Origin of the sequence: Bacillus sp. MZGC1, from assembly GCF_002998605.1 — a bacterium.
In the GTDB taxonomy this organism is placed as follows: Bacteria; Bacillota; Bacilli; order Bacillales; family Bacillaceae; genus Bacillus.
Genome location: NZ_PVRE01000004.1, coordinates 187,249 through 212,047, shown reverse-complemented (window position 1 = coordinate 212,047; position 24,799 = coordinate 187,249). Strand labels below are relative to the sequence as shown.

3 protein-coding genes are annotated in these 24,799 nt (G+C 46.6%); all 3 read right to left on the bottom strand.

What is annotated here, in order from left to right; all coding sequences use genetic code 11:
- Nucleotides 1-13: 13 nt before the first annotated feature.
- The 3 genes from C6Y06_RS14190 to C6Y06_RS14180 all read right to left on the bottom strand — a co-directional run bounded on the left by C6Y06_RS14190 (nucleotide 14) and on the right by C6Y06_RS14180 (nucleotide 24,780).
- Nucleotides 14-10,144, bottom strand: coding sequence for a non-ribosomal peptide synthetase (locus C6Y06_RS14190; RefSeq protein ID WP_106037084.1), 10,131 nt, complete (start codon nucleotides 10,142-10,144; stop codon nucleotides 14-16).
- Between the two features lie 63 nt (nucleotides 10,145-10,207).
- Nucleotides 10,208-14,041, bottom strand: a complete 3,834-nt coding sequence (locus C6Y06_RS14185; protein WP_106031581.1) for a non-ribosomal peptide synthetase — start codon at nucleotides 14,039-14,041, stop codon at nucleotides 10,208-10,210.
- Between the two features lie 44 nt (nucleotides 14,042-14,085).
- Nucleotides 14,086-24,780 carry a non-ribosomal peptide synthetase gene (locus tag C6Y06_RS14180; protein ID WP_106037083.1) on the bottom strand — a complete coding sequence of 3,565 codons (10,695 nt, stop codon included), beginning with the start codon at nucleotides 24,778-24,780 and terminating at the stop codon, nucleotides 14,086-14,088.
- Between the last annotated feature and the right edge of the window lie 19 nt (nucleotides 24,781-24,799).

The following is a 24,799-nucleotide window of genomic DNA, read 5'->3' as shown; positions in this document are numbered from 1 at the left end:
CGTTCTTCTCCTCCTACATCCAATCCAAAATCTGAATCTTGTTTTTTTCAGTCCAAACGCCGACATCCCCTGTCGGATAGAGGTATTCGCCTGTTTGATGTTTGAATGGATGCGGAATTTTATGCGTCTCCATCCAATCGGCAAGCTCCCCGCAAAGTGCTTTGATATTCTTCGCGCCGATAAAAATATCTCCAGAAAATCCTACCGGCATGAGCTGATGCTCTTCGCTTAGCACAAATATTTCCGTCTCACAGGAAGGATCGTGCACACCTGAGTAGACCTCTTCTTGGTCTGGGTACAGCACGCTGACTTGTGCGTTTTTCGACCAATCGGTGATCATCCGCTCTTTTTCTTCATTTGTCACCATCGTGAAATCAGAGAGTGGTGTCTCCACTTGTTCTGTCATGGCTTCAAGTGTGTGGATCAGCTGCTGCATCAGCGATTGTATTTGTTTTTCTGTATATTGATTGAAGCGGTATGTGACTCGAAGCTCCAGCGTATCTCCTGGGACAGCCACAAGGGTCAGGTCATAGTTTGTTTCTTCATGACTTGCAATGTCTAATATCCGTACACCATACGGCTCTACAGATTCAATCGGATAGTTTTCAAACACGACAATGCTGTTAAACAATGATTCTCCATTCGGGATTTGGGTCATCTGCTGAATATCTGGCAGTACGGTATACTCAAATTCTCGCATGTGAAAAACCGTTTCCTGCGTCTGTGCCAGAAGCTCGGCAATGGTCCTGTCTGGTGTGATCGGCAAACGGAGCGGCAAGGTGTTAATAAAGAGCCCTGTCATGCTTTCAACCTCTGGTAAGTCCGCCGGCCGCCCAGATACTGTGACACCGAACACGACATCCTCTGAGCCTGAATGAAGGTGCAAGAGCAGCCCCCATGCCGCCTGAATCAGTGTGCTCATCGTGACCTTCTGTGTGCCTGTCATCCTCTCCAGCTTCTGCTGCATTTCAGGCGTCAGTTTGATACTAAATTGATCAATACCTGCTCCTTCATTCGAAGTCTGCTCTCCGTCCCCAGGAAGTGGTGTGGCTTCCTCCACTCCTGACATATAATGTTTCCAGAACTCTTGCGCCCTCTCTTGATCCTGCTTTTGCAGCCATTCGATAAAATCTTTATACGGACGTACAACAGGAAGGTTTATCTCTCGTTCATCCACAAGAGAGCGATACATTGAAAAGGATTCCTCAATCAAGCCGAACAGGCTCCAGCCATCGATTAAAATATGATGAAAGCTAAAAACAAACGTGCATGTTTTCTCGTCACGATGGAATAAAGCGATACGAATGAGCGGTTCAGCCGCATCCTCTAATTCGAAATCCTTTGAACGATCGGATTGTAAATAACGCTCAATGGTTTTCTTCTGATCCGTTTCACTCAGGTGGCGCACATCGTGCTGAGTGAGGTGAATGCTTCCTTCTGATTGAATCAATTGGACAGGCTCCTTTAGCCCCTCCCAAGCAAATCTTGTCCGCAAAATCGAATGACGTTCTACAAGCAGATTCCATGCTTTTTCATAGGCTTCGCCGTCCGTTAAGCCTTCGAGCGTCATATGCACCTGACCAAAATAAGCCTGTGACGCTTGATCTAACAGTGCATGAAACAGCATCCCTTGCTGCATCGGAGATAGTGGATACACATCCACCACATGATCTGGAAGCTCATCTATTTGCTTTTGCGTCAGCTGGACCATTGGAAAATCAGATGGCGTAAAGCCGCCTTTTGTCTCTACACAATGCGTCAGAATGTCCTCCATTTTTTCTTTGAACCGTTCAGGTAAATGACGCACCTCTTCATGCTGAAGCAGTTCACGATTGATCATAAAATTCATCTGAAGCTGACCACTGACAACGTATCCGTACACATCGATTAAATGCTGTCTTTCTGCTTTTGGATCATGTACATGTCCATTTCGTTCATCTGCTAAATACAGATTTGCCTCACCATCTATTTGATCTAACTGTCCAAGGTAATTAAAGCTCATCTGCGGCGCTGCCGTTTTGAGTAAGCGAGATGCTGTCATGTATTGAAGCAAGCCATAACCGATCCCCTTTTGCGGCACAGCTCTTAAGGTTTCTTTGACATCTTTGATTTGTCTCTCCACATCGGTTTGAATAAAAGGAATAAAAATAGGATAAGAGCTTGTAAACCAGCCGACTGTCCGTGACAAATCCATCTGTTCAAATAAATCCTCGCGTCCGTGCCCTTCTAACGTGATCAATATTGGCTTTCCAACAGCTTGCGCAAGTCCTGATAAAAGTAAATCGTTGACCTCAGTTCGGTACGCTTGTGATGCGTGCCTTAGTAAAATGTCTGTTTGATCCTTCGTCAATTGAACAGTCAGGATCTCTGCATGTTCTTCTATATTGAAAAGCGCAGGTGTTTGAAAAGGAGAACCTTCTTCCTCTTGATCCATGATCTTTTGCCAAAAAGGAACCTGCTCTTGTAATTGATCGGTTTGTGCATATTCATAGAGTGCATCTGCCCACTGCTGATAGGAAGCGGTTTTCTTTGCAAGCGCGATCTCCTGCCGTGCCGCAAGCTGCTTCAATCCATTTAATAAATCTTCCTGTATGATGCGCCACGATATTCCATCCATCACAAGATGGTGGGCTGCGATAAAGAGTTCAGACGTACGATCACTTGTCTGAAAAAGAATGGCTTTGATCACTTCTCCCCGCTCTAATGACAATGTTCCTTGACAAGCGCTTGTCTCCAAACGAATTTGCTCCAGCGCTTCCTCGTGAGAAACATCCGTCAAATCAAAGAATGTGACACAAGGGATGATGCCAGGCGCACGAATGGTTTGAATCCATGTGCCGTCTGCTGCTTTTGTATAAATGGCTCTCAGCATATCGTGATGGTCGACAAGCTTTGAGAGAACCTGTGACAACTGTTCGGCTTGTACGGATAGCTTGAATTCAATATGCGCTGATAGATTCCAATAATCTTGGTTTGTCATCGATTGCTCAAGGAACCAAGATTGGATTGGAAGCAGACGAGCTTCTCCTGTAACAGGCGATTGATCATAGGACACAGACACATCCGCTCTTTTCATAGCGCGTGCCAGCTGTGAAATGGTCTGTTTTTCAAATACATCTCTTGGCTGAATGATGTAGCCTTCCTGTGCTAGGCGTGCCACCATTTGTATGACAATAATGGAATCTCCGCCTAGTTCAAAGTAGTTATCATGTACATCAATTGAAGGAGTGCCAAGAAGCTGAGTCCACACTTTTTCCAGCACTCGTTCTTCCTCACTGAGTGCCTTATCTGCTGGTTTGTCTGCTTCTTCCTGTCTCCACTCTGGCGGCGGGAGACGCTTTTGGTCTACCTTGCCGTTTGGCGTGAGCGGCAGTTCCTCTAGCTCTATGAATAGACTTGGTACCATATAATCTGGCAGCATGTCTTTCAAGGCGCCGCGAATGTCTTGCTGGGTCCATGCACCTTTTTGGACAAAATAACAGATGAGCCGCTTATGACCACTTTCGTGCTGATGCGGAATGACCGCACATTCTATGATGTCTTCAACACTCAGCATAGCGGCTTCAATTTCTCCGCATTCGACGCGGTGTCCGCGTATTTTCACTTGATGATCGATTCTTCCAAGGCAGTCGATAATACCATTTGGGAGCCAGCGGCCCATATCGCCTGTTTTATATAAACGCGCTCCTTTTTGGAAAGGATGCGGGATAAATGATTGCGATGTTTTTTCTTCATCTCCAAGGTAACCGAGTGCCAGCCCTGTTCCGCCAACGTAGATCTCTCCAATAACACCCTGCGGAACCGGCTGCAGCTGGTCGTCTAATACATAGGCTTGTGAATAAGCAATTGGCTGACCGATAGGAACTGTCGCCTGCCCTTCGTCTAATGAGCGAATGTGATGCACACAGGAGAACGTCGTATTCTCAGTTGGTCCATAGCCGTTTAAAAGCCCTTCAGGTAAATACGGCAGTGCCTTGCGGATATGAGCAGCTGAGAGCGCATCACCACCAACCAATAATGCATCGAATCCAGATAAGGCTTCAGGATGTTCCTCTGTTAACCGGTTGAACAGCGGCACCGTCAGAAATCCTGTTGTGATCTTGTATGATGTCAGCGTGTCAGCCAGCGTATCCATTGATAAAATCGTATCTCGATCGGTCAGGATCAGCCTTCCCCCATTTAGCAGGGCTCCCCATATTTCATACGTAAAGGCATCAAAGGAGAAGCTGGCGATTTGTAAAATACGCGTATGTTCATCAAGGGTGACATAATCTGTTTCACAAACAAGCCGGATGACTGCTTGATGCGGGATCAAAACCCCTTTCGGCTGTCCAGTTGATCCTGACGTGTAATTGATATAAGCGAGTCCATCAGGTTTTAGGGCAACAGGTATGAGTTCTGCTTCTGATAAAAACTCTTCATATCCCTCATCAAGACAAATGAGTTCGGTTTGACTGATTGACACCTTTTTGAGCCATTCATTTTTTGTTAGTAACAGCTTAATACCTGTATCCCTCAGCATATAATCAATCCGTGTATCTGGATATTCAGGATCAATTGGCACGTAGGCGCCTCCTGCTTTCACAATCGCCAGCACCCCAAGAATCATTTGAGGCGACCTGTCGATGAGCAGCCCTACTGGTTCATGCGGCGTCACACCTCGCTGCTGCAGAGAAGCAGCAAGCCGGTCGACTTTCTCTTGTAACACACGATACGTCCACTGCTCTTCCCCGAATTCGAGAGCAATCGCATCGGGTGACTTTCTCACCTGCGCTTCAAACCGTTCCGTGATGAGAAGCGGGCCTGCAGGCTGATTGGTTTTACCGCTCCATTCATAGAGCAGCTGATGCTTTTCTTTCTCTGGCAGGTAATTCATTTGTCTGATCGGCTGTGCTGGATTTTCACAAATACACGCAAGCAGATGCTCGTAGTACCGAAGGAACCGATCCATCGTGTCGTCAGAAAATAAGTCCACATCATACTCCAGTTTTAATTGAAGACCCTCCGCCCCTTCAAAAACAAACAGGGATAGATCAAATTTGGCGGTATCGTTATCTTCAATGGCTAAAACGGATGTCGCCTCCCCCATCGGAGAAGCTTCAAGCGGTAGGTTTTGCAGAACGAACATGACCTGAAACAGCGGCTGCTTGCCAGCCTCACGTACAATATTCAGCTCATCTACGACCATCTCAAACGGCACATTCTGATGCGCATAGGCGCCCATTGTTGTTTCTTTCACCCGCTCTAATAGTTCAGTGAAAGCAGGATTCCCGCTATGATCGATCCGAAGTGCCAGCGTATTTACGAAAAATCCGATGAGATGCTCCATCTCCGTCCGATTTCTCCCAGCAATGACTGATCCAATCACAAACTCATTCTGTGAAGACAATCGATGCAGCAAGGTAGAAAAGGCAGTCAGTAACGTCATATAAAGGGTGCTGTCTGTCTTTTTAGAAAGGGCAGCCAGCTGCTCAGATAGCGACTTCGACAAGTGGTATTTTTTCGTTTTTCCCTTGTAGGATTGAACGGCTGGCCGCGGGTAGTCATACGGCAAAACCAAATCTTCTACAGGAACCGCAAATTGCTCCTTCCAATAGGAAAGCTGCTTATGCAGCGTCTCTCCAGTCAAATACTCCTTCTGCCATAGTGCGTAATCCGCATATTGAATCGGCAGCGGCGAAAGATCAGGCGCTCTCTTGTCAATCATCGCTGTATACCACTCAGACAGCTCTCTTGCGGCAATCCCAACCGACCAGCCATCTGACACAATGTGGTGAATGGACATCAGCAGCAAATGATCTGTTTCCGACAGCCGAATCAGTTTCACTCGAAAGAGCGGATCATGTTCTAAGCGGAAAGGTGTGCCCGCCTCTCTTTTTGCCCATTCAGCCGCTTTTTGTTCTTTTTCTTTCTGTGCTGTCAGATCTGATAGATCCACCACTTCAAGCTCTGGAAGAGTCATATGCTCATGTATGATCTGCACTGGTTCATCGCCGCTCATGGTAAAGGAAGTTCTGAGCGATTCATGCCTTTGCACCATTTGCTGCAGACTCCTCTGAAGCACCTTCACATCTAAAGGTCCATTCATCCGAAAGGAAATTGTATTATTATAAAATGGCAGATCGGGCTGTAATTGATAGAGAAACCACTGCCTTTGCTGGGCATAAGACATCGGAATCTCCTGACCCTTTTCCATTTTCCGCATCGGAACCGCTTCATCCACTTTTGCATGCGAATCGATCCATTCCGCTAATTCCCCAAGTCTCGTATGCTCAAAAAGAACAGCGAGCGGCACGTCAAATCCCATTCTTTGTCTCACCGCAGACAGCATTTGCGTTGCCTTGAGCGAATGACCCCCGAGTAGAAAGAAATGATCACCGCAGCTGACATTTGAGACATCAAGCAGCTCGGACCAAATGTTTGCCAAAAGTTTCTCCGTCTCCGTTTGAGGCGCTCTGTCCTCTGCCTCCTGTCCACTTTCCTCAATGAATGCTTTGAAATACGCTTCATCCGGCATGCCATCCTCTGATTCTTTCCAGTATTCCTCAGGAAATAGATGTACGGAATATTCACCAGATAGATGAGACTGCAAACACGTATAAATGGACTGATACAGCCGTTCTTCAATAGCCTTTGTTTTGTCGGTTTTAAAAAAGACATACATGGCTTGCTCTGTTTGCCTCTCCGCTTGGCTCATTTCTTGAATGTCCTGCTTTGACCGATCTAATCCCATATAAATGAGTGGCGCATCTGTCATCAAACATGACAGCATTGTCTGGAAGCCCGCCCGCTTCGGAATCGGGAGATAGCCTCTTTCTTTTAACATGCCTTTGATCATCGAACCCTCGCTCATGCCGACCTCATCCCACATGCTAAAGCTAAAGCAATACGGCTTCACTGTAGATGTCAGCCTTTGATAATGAGCAAATTGTTCAACGAACTCATTGGCAGCGCAATAAGCGCCGACGGTCATCCCGCCCTTTAACGTTCGTGCAGACGAGCTAGATAGAAATAAGACGTTCTGCCGTTTAGAAGCCGCTTCATGAAGCGCAATCGTGCCATATACCTTCGCTTCGTACATCGCATGTAAGGACGCAGACGTCATGTCAGCAAGCAGCTCCTCTTGAATGATGCCAGCGAAATGAATCACGCCATGCAGCCTTTTTCCTTGAGCCGCCTCTTGTCTTGAGATGAGCGCTTCAATGTCTTTTGCGTCCGTCATGTCCACTTCTTCATAAAAAACTGTGCCGCCATGGTCTTTCGCTTGTTTCTCAAGTGAGGTCAAAACGTCTTGCTGCTCCGCAGATAAAGCCTTTCGTGCTTTTCTTCCAAGCAGCACAAGATGCGCTTGATAGGACGTCAGAAGGTGTTCACTCAGCATCCGCCCAATGCCGCCAAGCCCTCCTGTCATCACGTAAAGCCCAGATGATTCAAATGGCGGTTTCTTCCTCTTTTGATCTTTTTCCAGATGCAGCGGTGATAAAAGAGGAATATAACGAACACCTTCGCGGTAAGCAGCGATATGATGGCTTGTGTCATGTGTAAGCTCTGTCATGATCGCTGATGCATGAGAACGGTCAGCCGGTTCTGTTAGAGAAAAATCAAGACATCGCACCTTGATAAACGGCCATTCATGCTGTACAGCTGTCATCAATCCTGTTGTCGTTGCTTTTTCCACATGATGCGTTTGATCTTCTGGCAAATTCATCGCATGAGCTGAGACAAAGGTGATCTCTACAGGTTCCTCATAGGTGGCAATCGCTTTTGTTACATATAATGCACTCATGCTGCCAGTTTTCTGCGCTTCCTTCGCCATTGCCGCTTGAAGTGTGTCTTCCTTGTTTGTGTAGTTCCAAAGGTGAATGATTTGTTTCACCGAAACGCCATACGAACGGAGCGTCTCAAAGAGTTGTTCGTAGTCTGACGGCCGATTCGGGTGGATGATGAAGTGAGTATGTGTGAGTTGTGTGAATGCTTGACCCGGTTCAACCGTAATATAGGTTTGTTCATTGTTTGAGAGGGATCTCAATTGATCTGCCAGCCCTAATGCATCTGCAAAGATCACCATGTCCCCTGCTGTTTGCTTTTCAGTTTCATGAAGCGGAGCAGGTGTCCACTTCTTTTGATAACTCCAATCAGGCAAGGTGTGTTCATTTTCAAGTCTGATGTCCAGTTCCTTGATGATTTCGTCGAATTCACCTTCCTGCCACCTTGTCTTGAGCTGTGCCCTTTCTATTTTTCCAGAGCTTGTTTTCGGAAAGGCATGCTTCTGGACAGGGATAACCTTTGATGCAGACAGACCCATTTTTGTCGCAATATGGGTTTTAATGTGCTGGCTAGCCCTCATGATATAAGCAGGCTCATACAGCTTCGGTGTAAAAAAGAGAATCAGTTCATCGGATGCAGATGCCTCCATCCGAACGGAGCAAGCAGCCACAAAGCTCGTTTCTACGCCTGGTACTTCCTCAGCCATGGCTTCAATCTCATAGTTGTGATAATTTTTCCCGTTGATGATGATCATGTCTTTTTCTCTACCGGTTAATGTCAGCCTTCCTTCGTGCAGAAAACCTAAATCACCCGTGTGAAACCAGCCCTCTGTTTGAAAAACCTCTTGATTCGCTTCGTCATTCTTGTAATAGCCCTTCATTGTCGTCGGCCCTTTGATTTGCACGCTGCCAATATGATCTTCGGGAAGAAGCTCATGCTCATGGTTGACGATACGAATCGTGATACCCGGAATCGGTTTCCCCAGCTCTGTAAAGCTGACGGTTCCTGTCTCACGTGCCTCCGCTGGTCTTAGCTGCTCTGTCAGCGACGTTTCCTCAAAGGTCAGAACCCCGCTGTTTTCATCTCCCCGCTCAATCGCAAAAGAGAAGACAACGGCTGATGAGATTTCAGACATGCCGAAAGCCGGTCTGATGACGTCTCCCTTTAAGCCGTGCGGAGCGAGCAGGTGTAAAAATCGGTGAATCGTCTTCGGTACGACCGCTTCTGCCCCATTGATCATGCACGTCATGGCAGAAAGATCCCAGGATCCTGAAGAAATGTCTTTCTCATAATCATTGATCATCGCAAATGCGAAGTTAGGTGCCCACGTCTTCGTTGCACGATAGCGTTCCATCCAGTCAAGCCAGCGCAGCGGCTGAGCGATGAAGTCATCTGTCCTTGCCCGAATCTGTTCACAGCCTGTGTACACATTGACAAGGTGGAACATCACAATGCCGCCAATATGATCTAATGGCATCCAGTCTAACGAGACATCCTCTTGTGTAAACTGATTGGCTGCCACTGTCCCTTTGACATTCGCCAGCACACTTCTATGAGAATGCTCTACGCATTTAGGCATCCCCGTACTTCCAGACGTTAAGATAAAAAAGACTGAATCATCAGGCGTGACTGGATGTGCTTCTAGATCTCTTTCTAAAGTGAGCATCGGTTCAACGGCTGCCACACGTAATTGATCTGTATGCCACAGTAAAGCTAAGCCTTGCACCTCATCAATCAGCGAGTCATCCGTGAGAATGAGCGGGTGTTCCAGCAGGTTCCAAGCGTGATGAAGCTTCTTCACTGAGGCATTCATTTCCCGATAGGTCGGGGCTGCCGATACAAGTGTTGGGACAAATCCGCCTAACACACATGCCCAAAAGGCCGTGACCATCGCATGATTCGATGAAAATTGAAAGAAGACAGGATCACCTGGCTCAAGCCCTAGTGCCCTTAAACCCGTCAGAACCCGTTCGGCATCCTCCTTTAACTGTGCGTAGGATTGCGTGAGTTCATTTTCACTATTGATGATATAAGTCAGCCCGTTTGTCGTTTTGGCTGCCTCAGTTAGAGCGTCCTGCAAGGTTTGAGCTCCTGCACTAACATCTATATCCCCCCCATAGGAAATGGCTGGGGGCATGTCCGCTAAAATAGGCGAAGCCATTTGCGTCTGTATCCATTCAACTGCGGCCTCCTGCTCCATGTGATGGTCGAGAAATAAATGAGAGAGGTGATATGGCCGAGGTCGAATGGTTTTTTCACGAGAAAAAACAGCGAAGCGTTCGATTTCGTTGGTTTGTAAAATGGTTTTCTGTACATCTTGTAAAATCGTATCCATTGATTCATGTACATTCGATTGATTGATGGTTGATGGTTTCATATGAGTTCCTTTCCTTTTTTGTCAGGCAGGGCTGCCAGTGTGCACCCCTGCCTAATCTAAAGTTTACAAGACTGCTTCTCTATTTTTATGATGGACTATCTTTTGGATCAGCTGTGCATTTTGAGCGGCACATTCTTTGTTTTTGAACATGTCAGCGTGCTGACCATAGCCTTGATATTGTCGATAAGCGCCGGTCGTCGCAGCTTCCCAATTTTCCATCCAGTCTGGTATCGCAATTTGCTCTTCGGATTGGATGAAGTCAATGTCTGCTTGTATCTCTCCTTGGTTCACCCCCTTAACAAAAGTTTCATAGTAGGCTCTCGTTTTTTGAGCCAGCGCGTCTTGGATGAGCTCCGCTTGGGCAAGTTCACTTTGCTGCGACTGATGGACGATCGCTGCTATATCGTCATCAATGGATCGTCCTTCTAAATCACTTTCTCCTATTTTCTTATAGGAATCGATCATGATGACCTTTTCGACGGTCCGCCCTGCTTGTTCGAGCGATTGAACAAGCTCAAAGGCTAGGTAGCACCCGCCAGAGTATCCCATCAAAGTCAGCGGTCCTTCAGGCTGAAGGTGCTGGATATGCTGAACATATTGCGAAATTCGATGATCGGCTTCAATAAAGTCAAAGGCGATCAAACGAACACCATCAAGCGTTTTTGCGGCTTCCTGATAAATAAAGCCATAGCCTGGTAATGGCGGGAGAGCAAAGACTGTTGGCGTTTGAGATTCATTGAACACAAGATAGCCTGCGGCTTCCTGATCCTGCTGTTGAATATAACGGCTGATTGCTTCAATGGTAGGCGTCTCAAACAGCAAATGAATGGGCACCTGAACATCGAATTCCTTCGACACCTTGGATAAAAGCGACATCGCTTTTAATGAATGCCCGCCAAGCTCAAAGAAATGGTCATCTGTGCTGATATCATCTCTTTCAAGCACTTCCCTCCACATCACAAGCAACTTTTGTTCTACCTCATTTACTGGAAGCTTCACATGGCGGTTTCCTTGAGGCGCCTCTGGCTTTGGCAGCTGACGTTTATCAACCTTTCCATTTGGCGTAAGCGGCATTTTCTCAAGTCTGATCAGCTCATGAGGCTGCATGTAAGCCGGAAGTTTTTCCTTCAGCCCTGACTTGATCACATCGAGTTTGTCCTTCCACTCCTCCTCACACGTCATATAGGCGAGCAGCCTTGTATGCTGCGTGTTATGCTGATCAGCTATAAGGGCAGCTTGCTTTACGCCTGGATGCATGAGAAGGTGGGCTTCAATTTCTGTCAGCTCAATTCGATGACCGCGAATTTTCACCTGGTCATCCACTCTGCCTGCATACTCAATCAAACCGTCTGCTCGAAAATAGGCCAAGTCTCCCGTACGATACAGCCTTTCTCCCGCAGCAAATGGATGGGCGATAAAGGCTTGTTTTGTCAGATCAGGACGATTCAAATACCCCTTCGCAAGCCCTTTTCCGCTCAGGCATAGTTCTCCGACCATTCCAATCGGCTGAAGCTGTCCGTGCGGGCTCAATATATAAGCACCCGTCTGGTTGAGCGGCTTTCCGATTGGAATCGAACGCGTCTCTACCGGCAGAGCCTCATCTACTGGATAATAGGTGGCGAAGACCGTTGATTCGGTTGGACCGTAGACATTGATCAGTCTGTCTTTCCCCATGACATCAAAGGCTTTCCTCACATGCTGTACCGATGCCCGCTCTCCTCCGAACAGCACCTTGCGCACACTGCGCATCCAGTCGGTTTCTTCATCAACGAGGAGATTAAATAATGCCGTCGGAACAAACATGACAGAAATGTTTTCCCTTTTAATCAACCCCGTCAGCTCGCCCATGTTTAAAATGGTCTCTTTTTTCGGCAAGACAAGCTTTGCTCCGTTTAAAAGTGCGCCATATACATCAAATGTAAAGCCATCAAATACGCTGTTGGATAGTGACAGCAGTGTATCTGTTTCTGAAATGGTTAAGTAGTTCGTATTTTTGACCACCCGGGCAATATTGGAATGGGTCGTCATGATGCCTTTTGGCTGACCTGTTGTACCAGATGTATACATGATGTAAGCCGTATCGTGTAAGCCTGCTTCTAGCAGAAGATTCTCTGAGCTCATCAGTGAAATTTCCTGATCATCCGCAAACAGATACGTACCATCAAACGCAAGTGCCTTCGCCTGACCGATAAAGGATGAGTGAGTCAGAAGATGCGTTGCCCCGCTGTCTTTAAGCATGTATTGAATGCGGCTTTCTGGATAATCGGGATCAATTGGCACATAGATTGCGCCTGCTTTTAAGACAGCCAGCAGGCTGACAATAAGTTTAGGCGTGCGGTCGGCTAAAATGGCGATGACCGTTTGATGCGTGACCCCATTTTTTTGCAAATGCCTTGCCAATCGATTGGCTTGTTCATTCAGCTCCGCATATGTCATCGTGTGCTCACCTGCTGATAATGCCACTGCATTCGGCTGTTTGCGGACATTATGCTCAAACCATTTCGACAAATACAGCTGGTCATGCTCAAGCTCAGGCGCATTCCATTCCTCAAGAATCAGCTGCTTTTCCTGTTTCGTGACGAGTGTAAGTGTATGAACCGATTGATCAGGATGCTTGATCGCCTCGCTCATCAATAGACTCAGCTGCTCCTTTAACCGGTGGACAAATTGAGGATCAAATGCTTTTTGGTTAAAGGCCAGCTTCAATTGCAATTGTTCTCCTGGTGATGCCAGCAAATTGAGATCATAGTTCGATTTTTCATACACATTCATGTTTTCCACAGTAAACCCTAATCGCGCCTCTTGCTCGTCCTTCTTTGCGGCTGGGACGTTTTCAAACACGACAATATGATCAATGAGTGGCTGCTGACCTGTCTTTGCCTGAATATCATAAATCGGAATATATTGGTGCGGCTCGGCTGCAAGAGACTGCTGCTGAGTCTCTGATAGAAGAGAACGGAATGTCATGTCATCTGTCAGCTGAATTCTTCTTGGGATGACATTGATGAACAAGCCAACCATTCTGTCAACACCAGCCAAATCTGCCGGACGTCCCGACACAACCGTGCCAAACAACACATCATTTGAACGCTGATATCTGCTCAACAGAATTGACCACACCGATTGAAGCACGCTGCTTAACGTGGCATTTTGCTGCAACGCTAACTCTGATAAAGCAGCCGTTTCTTCTTTGCTCATCGACCATTCCATTTCGCCTAATTCATGTTCATTCGTTTGTTTTCTCTGTTCTTTAAAGGTTGATTGTCCATCAAACCCGGCTAATGATTGCTGCCAATATTGAAGTGATGCTTGTTTATCTTGTTTTTCCAGCCATTGAATATATTCTTTGTATGGTTTAACCGGTTCCAGCTTGTAAGGGACGTCATGCAAAAGTGCATGATAAATTGCAAATAACTCCTGCACCACAAGCCCAAAGCACCAGCCATCAAGGAGGATATGGTGATAGCTCCATATCCAGCGATAGCTGGCAGGACCCGTTTGGAAAACGGATGCCCGCATGAGAGAATCCTTCGAGAGATCAAATCCTCTCAGCTGATCCTGTTGTTTAAATGTCTCAATACGTACAAGCTGTTCGTCTTCAGAAAGATCCTGCATGTCCACCACATCAAGCGTAAAAGGGCGTTTCTTCAGCACAACTTGGACAGGGCGCTTCACTTTTTCGTGGAGAAATACGGTACGAAAAATATCGTACCGTTCCACGATGACATTCATGCTTTTCTCAAGTAAGTCATGACGCAGTGTGCCCTTTACGTTCATATCCATTTGCTCTACATAAAAGCCCTTTTCTTGATGATGGAGGGTATGAAACAGCATTCCTTCTTGCATCGGTGACAGATAATACATGTCTTGAACTTGATCCCTTTTAAATGAACTCATCTATTTCATCCTCCCTTCCCGTTTGTATGACTGATCTCGTGTTGTTAGGTCAATTTTTCCTCAAGCATGTCAAAAATGTCGTCCATTTCATCCATTTCAAGATCAGCCGCAGAGAAGTCACTTGGCGTAAATTCTCTTTCGTGCTGCGCTAAACAATGGGTAATGATGGATTGGATTTTTTCTTTCAACAATGCCATGAACTGCTGTATCGTTTGTTCTTCATATTCATCTGTACAATAGGAACACGACAACATGAATCGATTGTGTTGAACAAGACCACTGAGGTTCAGCTTATAGACAGCTTCTGAATCAGGGCTTGCTTGTCGTCCCATATCATAGGTGGACGGTCCAAAGAGTTCTGTCGTCACTTCCTGATCGATCTGCCCAAGATAGTTCAAGCTGATTTCAGGATGTACGTGCTGTCCTGACGGCTCAGTGGCTGTCATGTATTTCAAAATCCCGTAGCCAATTCCTTTATTTGGCACACGCCGCAGCATCTCTTTCGTTCCTTTAATAGCATCAGCTATGGTCTGATCCGGCTTTGCTTCAAGAACAACTGGATACATACTCGTAAACCAGCCAACCGTGCGGGAGACATCCAGCCCTGATAAAATATCCTCTCTTCCATGACCTTCAAGCTGCACATGTACATGGGACTTCCCTGTCCACTCCTGAACGGCAAGCCCGAGAGCACATAGAAGAATATCGTTCATTTCCGTTGTGTACGGTAGATGAATATCGGTTAAGAGATGCTCGGTTTCGGACTCTGAAAGCTGCATCTGTACTGCTTTTGTTTGAGCAACTTTTCTTTTCGTTACTTCATGATCAACAGGTAAAGTGGTCAATGGCAGAGTGTCAATCTCTGTCCAGTACTCACTTTGGCTTTTTAACGGCTTGGACTGTGCGTATCGTTCGATTGCCTCTGCCCATTCTTTAAAGGAATGGGTTTTTGGCGGAAGGACGAGCGTTTGTCCTTGAGCTGCCTGCTGATAAAGAGACATAAAATCCTCTAGTAAAATTCGGCATGAGACACCGTCAATGACAAGATGGTGTGTCACGATGAGTAAGTGATCGCCATCTTTTGCACGGAAACAAATCACTTTCATGAGTGGACCTGTTTCGAGGTTCAGCTGACGCTGATACTCGTTGGCATATGTGGAAATGGCCTTTTTCACGTCGTGCTCTTTAGAGACATCATGAGAAATAATCGCAATCGATTCCGTGAGCTCCCGCTGATTGTATTGCAGAATGTCATCATGCTCCTGCCTGTATACCATACGCAGTGCATCATGATGTGAAAGTAATTTCTGCATCACTTGTTCTGTAATCGAAAGGTCAAATCCGTTTGGCGCATGAAGCATCATCGAGAGATTCCAATGGTGCTGGTCACTGAATGCTCGCTCAAAGAACCAGCGTTGAATTGGAGTCAAAATGACTTCCCCTTCAACTGGTGATTGGTCAGCTGTCAATTGATCGGCTTCTTCGATATATGGGCGCAGCTCCGCAATCGTTGGGTACTGGAATAATAGCTTCATATCGAGCTTCCAACCCGCTTGCGTGAGTCTGCTTGCCATTTGGATGCCTTTAATTGAGTCTCCACCAAGGAAGAAGAAGTGGTCGTGAATGCCGACTTGGCTCACGCCAAGGACATCTGCCCAAATATCGCAAAGCAGTGTTTCAACTTCGTCTCTTGGCGCTTCGTATGCCGTTTGGTTTGCTTCCATATCAGGCGCTGGCAATGCTTTTAGATCGACTTTGCCATTTGCCGTCATCGGCAGTTGGTTAAGCTTGATGATGGATGATGGCACCATATAGTCTGGCAACGTTCGTTTTAGACTTTCTTTCAGGTCGGTCGTTTCTTCATCGGTGATGACATATGCCACAAGCGAATTTTGTTCGCTGGCATCTTTGACCGTTGTCACGACTGCTTCTTTGACTTCCGCCAGCGCAAGGAGCTGCGCCTCAACTTCTGACAGTTCAATACGGAAGCCTCGGATATTGACCTGATGGTCTTTTCTGCCGAGATAGATCAGCTCGCCATCCTCTGTCCATTTCACTAAGTCGCCTGTACGGTACATGCGCTCACCTGGATAAAATGGATCTGGGACAAATCGTTTCTCTGTTTCCTCTGGAAGATTCCAGTACCCTCTTGCCAGTCCTTTTCCTGCGATCACGAGCTCACCCGGTACGCCTGGCGGCGAGAGGTCGTATAACGAACCCATGATGTAGAAACGAGTATTGGCAATCGCTGTTCCGATCGGAAGTGTGCCTTGATCTGGGTTGATGATCCCGCTGGTCGCTACGACTGTGTTTTCTGTTGGGCCATAGTTATTGACGAGTTTATATGGAACAGGCTTTACCTGTTTCAGCTTGTCTCCGCCAGTCAGTAGGTAGCGCAGTGAATGATTGTCCATTGACATAAACTGCTCGCATAACTGGGTCGGCAGGAACGCAATGGTGATCCCTTTTTCATTGAAATACGTATTGAGCTTGATCATATCGAGACGAATCGCTTCATCGATGATGTGCAGCTCTGCGCCGGCGATCCATGACGGGAACATTTCCCAAATGGAGGCGTCAAAGCCAAAGCCGGCATATTTGGCGGTTCGATCCGCATTTGTCACTTGGAAGGCATCATTGTGCCAGAAAGCAAGATTGACAAGGGACTGGTGCTCGACCATGACACCCTTCGGCTGTCCAGTCGTTCCCGATGTGTAAATCATATAGGCGAGATCCGTTGGTTTCACATGTACCTGAATTTCTTGTGCTTCTCCTTCTACCGTATCTTCTATCAACAGAACATGACCTGTGAAAGAAGTTGGTGCAGTCAGTCCTTTTTGCATCAGAAGCACCTCTGCCTCGCAGTCCTCTAGCATGTACGCAATACGCTGAGCCGGATAATCCGCATCAATTGGAACGAATGCCGCACCTGCCTTCAGGACGCCAAGGACAGCTGCCGTCATGTCAAGCGATGGACGGGTGAGTATGCCGACGCGATCTCCGGGTTTTGTGCCAAGAGAGATCAATTTCTGAGCAACTACATTCGCCCGATTGTTCAGTTCCTCATATGTCCAGCTCGTTCCGCAGAATGTCGCCGCCTTTTGGTGAGGCGCTTTGTGCGCATTAGCTCCAATTAGTTCATGGATCGTTTGATCTGACGGAACGTCTAGGACAGGACCTGACCATTCATTGATCAGTTCTCGTTTTTCCTCTTCAGTTAAGATCGATAGCGCTGAAATTGGCTGATTGAGCTTAGCCAGCATTTCGTCTATGATTTGTTCAAAATATTGACTCCAACGCTGAATGGTCTTCTTTTTAAACAGTGCCGCTGCATACTCAAAACGCAGGCCCACTTGGTCTTTTTCTTCAAATACACCGAGCGTTACATCAAATTTTGCTTGAACTGTCTCTTGCTGTTTTTGCGAAAGCTTGAGTCCATCCAGATCCGGTAACGTCAGGTCTCGGTCATCCGTTGTCAGCATGACACTAAACAATGGATTGCGGCTCGTGTCTTTCGGAAGATCTAACTGTGCCGCCAATTCCTCAAACGGGAAATCTTGATGTTCATAGGCTGATAGGCTGCGATCTTTCATTTTTTCAAGCAATTGTGCTGTCGTTTCCTCCAGCTGCACTTCATGTCGAAGAGCCAGTGTATTCACAAACATGCCCGGAACCCGTTCCATTGAAGCATGCGTACGTCCTGCTGTCACAGCGCCTATAACGATATCTGTCTGCCCAGTTAATTTGGAAAGGAAAATGGCAAATGCCGTTTGCATGACCATGTTCAAGCTTACACCTTTTTCAGCCATGAGCGTTTTAATGGACTGCACCTTTTCAGCAGATAACCATCTATCGACTCGGTCTCCTTCAAATGACTGAACATGAGGGCGTGGAAAATCAAGTGGCAGCGCCAAATCTTCAGGCGGCTGAGCGTATTGCTCTAGCCAATATTGACGCTGTTTCTCGAGCAGCGCTTGCTGCTTTTCTTCCTGCTGCCATACCGCATAATCCTTGTAGTGCAGCTGAATTGGCGGTAATGTCTTTTTCTCATACAACTCTGCCAATTCTTGAATGAGCAGACTGCGTGTGACACCATCTGCGATGATATGGTGCATATCCATCATGAACACATATTCTTCATTAGAAAGCTTCGCCACCTTTGCCCTCATTAATGGTGCTTGATGTAATGAGAATGGGGTGATGAATGCGTCTATGACAGGCTGCTCATGACCTCTCTCTACTTCAACAACCTCTAACGTAAACGGCATTCGGCGATAGACTTTTTGAACTGGTACGCCGTCAATTTCTACAAAGGCTGTCCGCAATGATTCATGTCGTTCGATCAAGGCTTGCAGCGCTTCTTCTAGCAGCTTCTCATCAAGGCTGCCTTCCATCATCAAAACAACTGGCATATGGTAAGTAACTGCTTCTGGATGCAGCTGCTGTAACACATACATCCGCTTTTGAGCGGAAGAGACAGGATAGAAATCTTGCTTCTCCGCCGGATGAATGGATGTGATGTCCGAAGAATCCACTTCTTCCAAATAGGCTGCCATCGCCCGTATCGTTGGCTTTTCAAAAAGGACTTTGAGCGGCACATGCTTGTTCAGCTTGGCTTGTACCTTCGAAATGAGCACCATGCCTTTGAGAGAATGACCTCCCAATTCAAAGAAGTGATCATGAACACCTATTTGTTCAACCCCAAGTACTTCTGACCAAATGTCACACAGCGACTGCTCAAGTGCCGTTTCTGGTGCTGCATGCACCGCGCGGTTCATATGCACCTCGTGCGGAAGCGGCATAGACTTCACATCTACCTTTCCGTTTTGTGTGAGCGGAATGTGGTCGACTTTGACAAAGTACGTTGGAATCATATAATCCGGCAGTGTCTCCGCAAGCTTTTCTCTAAACGTCAGTGTTCCAATTGGCTCAGGCGCTGTGTAATAGAGTGCAAGCTCCGGTAAACGGGACATGTGAATTACTTTGACATACACCTCTTGAATGGATAATCGTGCACGCGCGGCATGCTCAATTTCCTGTTTCTCAATACGATAACCGCGGATTTTCACTTGATCATCTATTCTTCCGAGAAACTCAATGTCTCCATTTGCATGCTGTCTGACCAAATCCCCTGTGCGATACATTCGCTCCTGAGGATAATATGGATTTTCAAGAAAACGCTCTGCTGTTAATTCAGGCTGATTCAAATACCCTCTCGATACACCTTCCCCCGATATATAAAGCTCTCCAGGTGCGCCATAAGGGACAAGGCGCTGCTGACAATTGAGTGCGAGCGCTCTTGTGTGAGCAATTGGCTGCCCGATCACAGAGCGATCCTTCAAAGCGCCTAGCTCTTGCGGTGTGATCAGCTTGGTCACAGTCCCAATAGTTGTCTCTGTCGGGCCATAGTGGTTCATCACTGCCACACATGGGTGCTGCTCCATAAACGTTTCAACATCCTCAGAGACAATCGGTTCCCCTCCAAGTATCACAAGGCGTAAAGCATTAAATGCATGATCCTTCGAATCTGCCATCATATGAAATAAGGATGGTGTCATTTTGATATACGTCAGCTCTTGTTCATCAATCAAACGCATGAGACGCACCGGGTCTGTATACACATCTTCACGAGACACATAGAGTGTCCCCCCTGCTTTTAAAACAGGGAAAATGCTTGTGTAACCGAGATCGTATGCATAAGAAGAAAGCAGTGCCGTCCGATCGCATTCTTGCAATGTCACCTCATTTGTCAGCCAGTTGACATAGTGTGATAGATTACGATGCGTGAGCTGTACACCCTTCGGCTTCCCTGTTGTACCAGATGTGTATATTACATAAGCGAGCTGATCGGCTGAGCCTTCCGGCAGATCTAGCGAGCGGCTTTGCTGCACTGCTTTTTCAACCTGCACCACCTGAATCGACTTGTGATCTTGATAGGAACCTGCAAGAGACTCATTTGTCACGATCACTTGTGCACCTGAATCTTCTAATGTGTAACGGATACGTTCCGCAGGGAAGGCCGGATCAATTGGTACAAATGCACCACCTGCTTTCATCACACCAAGCATTGAGACGATGACATAGACAGAGCGGTCAAGAATCAGTGCTACAGTCTTTTCTTTCTCGACGCCTCGCACCTTCAGTTCACTGCCAAGCGCATTTGCCATGTCTTCCAGCTCGCGGTAAGTGAGCTTCCGTTGATCATCCATCACCGCAATGGCATCTGGTGTTTCCTTTACCTGACGCGAAAATTGGACATGGAAGGGCTCATGACGATTCGATTGCACTTCGTCTTTTTTCTCCAATCGCTCTATTTGCTCATGCTGATCAAGGATACGGAGCAAGCCGATCTGTTCATCCGGGTGTTGGACCGCTTCACGAATAATCGCTAGAAGATGAGTTCCGAACCTGCGGACCGTCTCTTCTTTAAATAATGCCGCTGCATAGTCAAAGCTCAGCTTTAATGCTCCCTCTCGTTCAAATGCTTCTAGAGACAAGTCAAATTTGACAGAGTGATGCTGAATGGAATAAGGCGAAATGTGCAGATCGCCGAGCATTAGCGCCGGAACCTCCATGTTCTGCATGTTAAATGACACGCTAAAGAGCGGGCTTCGGGTTGTATCACGATCTAGCGGAAGACGTGCAATTAACTCTTCCAGTGGATAGCTTTGATGAGCAAAAGCGTCAACACTCGTTTCTTTTATTTCTTCAAGCAGCTGTAAAAATGTCTTCGTTTGTTCTGGTTTTCCGCGCATCGCAACAGTGTTGATAAACATCCCCGGCATGTCCTGTATATCAGGGTGTGTCCGTCCTGCAACAGGGGAACCAACGATGATATCTTCCTGGCCGCTATAAGTGGCAAGCAGCACTTGAAAAGCAGATAACAAGAACATGTACATGGTCGTATCTGTTTTCTGAAGCAGTTCATGAATCCGCTGAGTCGTCGCTTGATCACAGCCAAACATGAATCGTTCCCCGGAAAAATCACGTTCCGCTGGACGCGGATAATCAGTTGGCAGCTCTAATACCGGCAAGTCCCCTTCGAATTGCTTCAACCAATATGCTTCATGCTCCTTCTGTTTCTCCGTCTCTTCTTCACTTAACTGCCAGACAGCGTAATCTTTATAATGAATGGCTCTTTCTGCAAGAGCTTCTCCATCATAGGCCTTCGCCAAATCTTGAATGAACGTCTTCATGGAGCTGCCATCTGTAATGAGATGATGTGCTTCCAAGACGAGAAGATGACGGTTCTCACTGACCTTCAACAACTGAGCTCGCAATAGAGGCGCAGCTGTTAAATCAAATGGTGTTTGACGTTCAGAAAGGAATGCCTCTGCCTCTTCTTCTTTGATGTCATGAACGGGAAGGTCAAATGCAGTCCATTCATTCACCCTTTGGACGATGTCTTCTCCATTTATATGAAAACTCGTTCTTAAGATTTCATGCGTTTGGATCAACTGATCAAACGCTGATCTGAGCCGCTGATATTCGAGTGCCCCTTCAAGCGTTAAGATGATCGGAATATGATAATTCGTGCTGTCAGGTTCGAGTGTCTGCAAAATGTATAAACGGCGCTGAGCTGGTGATACCGGATATTCGTCCGCCTGCTCTGCTGGTAAGATGGGATGTCCTTTTTCTTCTTGACCATCCTGATCGATATATGCCGCTAATGAACGAATCGTCGGCTTCTCAAAAATCACTTGAATCGGTACTTCCTTTTGAAGCACCTCTTGAATTTTCGCGGACATCATCATTGCTTTGAGAGAGTGCCCGCCAGCCATGAAGAAATGTTCATCTACTCCTACCGTTTTCCCAAGGAGCTCCTCCCAAATTTGAGCGAGTGCCTTTTCTGTCTCCGTCTCAGGCGAAATGATTTCCTTTTTCTCCTGATGCGCTTCGTCCGGCTTTGGTAAAGCTTTTCGATCTACCTTCCCGTTCGATGTGAGCGTAAAAGCATCCAGCTTCATCACATGGTGCGGCACCATATAAGCTGGCAGCTCTTGATTGAATAAATCCCGCACCTCTTCTTCTGTCATTGTCCCTGTGAAGTAAGCGGTGATTTCCTTTTCATCTGAGGAAAACGAATGGACAAGCACAACCGCATCATCTATGCCCGCTTTTTGCTGAAGCACTGTTTCAATTTCACCAAGCTCAATACGGAAGCCTCGAATTTTCACCTGATCATCTGTCCGGCCGAGGAATTCGATCTGGCCATCCGCGCCATATCTAGCCAAATCCCCTGTTCGATACAAACGGCCTGACGGTTTAAAAGGATCTGCCATGAACACTTGATTGGTCAAATCCGGACGATGGAGATACCCTCTTGCGACACCATCTCCGCCAACATACAGCTCTCCTGGCGCTCCAATTGGCTGCAATCTTTGATCATCATCTAAAATATAAGCCGACGAATGGTTGATCGGCTGACCAATTGGGATCGGACCCGTTTCATCTCCTGTTACTTCGTAAATGGTCGAGATGGTTGTATTTTCAGTTGGACCATAGGCATTCAGTAAAACAAGTGCTGGATGATGCTGTTTCACAAGCTCCGCACTCTTCACATTGATGACGTCACCGCCTGTAATTAATGTGGTTAATCCTTCGAACATTTGCGGCCGCTGCTGAGCGAGCTGATTAAATAATCCAGTTGTTAAAAAGAGCGCCGTCAACTGATGTGTTTGGATAAATTGTTCGAATCGATGGATATCCAATAAAGTATCACGGTCAACAGGATAAAGCGTCGCCCCATTTAGCAGCGTGGTAAATATCTCAAAGGTAATAGCATCAAAGCTGACGGCCCCTGTATGCGCCATACGATCCGACTTGGTCAAGCCTAATTTCTCCTGAGAGCAAGCCAATCTCACAATATGCTGATGCTCAATTTGAACCCCTTTGGGCTGTCCAGTTGATCCTGATGTATACATGATATACGCCAATTGAGATGGAGACGTCCGGACTGAGAAATCCACGTGTGAGCGATGAGGCATGCTGGTCACATGTACAGCCTTGATATGTTCATCAACTGGCGGCTGATTGTCAGCATGCAGCAAAATGGATGCGCCGCTGTCTTCAAGCATCCATCGGATTCTCTCCTCAGGCTGGGAAGGATCAATCGGCACATAAGCTGCCCCTGCGTGCAGAACTGCTAAAATGGCGATCACCGCATCTGCTGATCGGTTCATATACACCGCGACAGCATCTCCGGGCTGTACGCCGTTTTCAACAAGACTGCCGGCTAAACGACGGATTTCTTGTCCAAGCTCCTCGTACGTGAATGTTCGATCGCCTTCAACTAATGCCAGATGGTCAGGCTGCGCCTTCATACGTTCATTAAGCAGCTCAGGAATAGACAGATGCTTCGGATAATCTCGCTCTGTCTGATTCCAAGCTTCAATCTGCTGCTTCTCCTCTTCTGTGATACATGTCACTTCATGAAGGCGTACATCAGGGTTCTGGATGATTTGCTTCATGAGATTGGTCAGATGTTTTGATATGTTTTCAATGATCTTTTCTTCAAAAGCTATGGCGTTGTATTTGATTTTCAATGTCCACGTTTCACCTGGATAAACAAGGACATTTAGGTCGAAATTCGTTTGTTCAAATCCGTCCTTTACATCAATGGAAAAACCAAGCCGTGCAGACATGGTATCACCAGACAGCTCCTGATCTAAAGGATAGTTCTCAAACCCAACCAAATGATCAAAGAGCTGCCCTCCAGCAGCTGTCTTTTGCTGAATGTCATAAAGCGGCATAAAATCATAGTTTTCCGCTTCCAGTGCATGCTGCTGAACCTTTTGAAACAACTGTTTGAACGTCTGCCCCTGATCCAATGTCACTCGAACGGGTATCGTATTGATAAACAGCCCTGCCATGCGCTCAATTCCAGATACACTTGGAGGTCTGCCCGATACAACGGTGCCGAATGTGACATCATCAGCTGCATGATAGGTGCCTAATAGAACAGACCAGACAGCCTGAAACAGGTTCGGGGCTGTCACTTGGCATTTTCTTGCTACATTTTGAATGGCTTGTACCGTTTGAGCATCCCATGTAAACGTCCATTCCTGATGGTCGTATTGTCCGTTCGCTTCATTTTGCTGCAGCAGCCCTTGATGCTGAACCGCTCCATCTAGACGCTCCTGCCAATAACTTTCCGCTTCTTGTTTATTTTGCTTTCCAAGCCACTGGATATAATCTGCATAAGGCTTTCCCTGTGAGCGATCCGGCGTTCGATCGTTCCGAAAAGATTCATAGTAATGAAACAGTTTTTTCATTAAAACACCCATAGACCAACCATCCATGATGATGTGATGGTTGCTCCAAATTAGATGCCAGTTTGTTTCATTTAGTTGAAAAACAGCGACCTTCAATAACAGATCATTTGTTAAGTGAAATCCTTGCTTTCTCACTTGCTTTTTATATTGACCCAATACCTTTTGCTGCTCTTGATGATTCAGATGAGATAGATTCTCTCGATACACATCTAGATGACGTTCAGCCAGTACAACCTGACGAGGCTTTTGCAATTGTTGATAGACAAAGGCTGTACGGAGAATGTCATATGTCCGTATGAGCTCATTGAGACTTTTTTCAAAAAGAGCGAGATCAAACTCTCCGCTTATTCCAAGCTCAAGCTGTGTGAAATAAGAGGAGGAATTAGGGTCTAGCATGGCATGATACAGCATGCCCTCCTGCATGGGTGTTAAAGGATATACCTTCTGAATCTTCTGCTTGCTCATATGTCCACCTCTTCGTTTG

What these genes read in the sequence shown, in the direction of transcription:
- C6Y06_RS14190 (WP_106037084.1), bottom strand. Translation starts at nt 10,144, where the DNA reads ATGAAACCATCAACCATCAATCAATCGAATGTACATGAATCAATGGAT.
- C6Y06_RS14180 (WP_106037083.1), bottom strand. Translation starts at nt 24,780, where the DNA reads ATGAGCAAGCAGAAGATTCAGAAGGTATATCCTTTAACACCCATGCAG.
- C6Y06_RS14185 (WP_106031581.1), bottom strand. Translation starts at nt 14,041, where the DNA reads ATGAGTTCATTTAAAAGGGATCAAGTTCAAGACATGTATTATCTGTCA.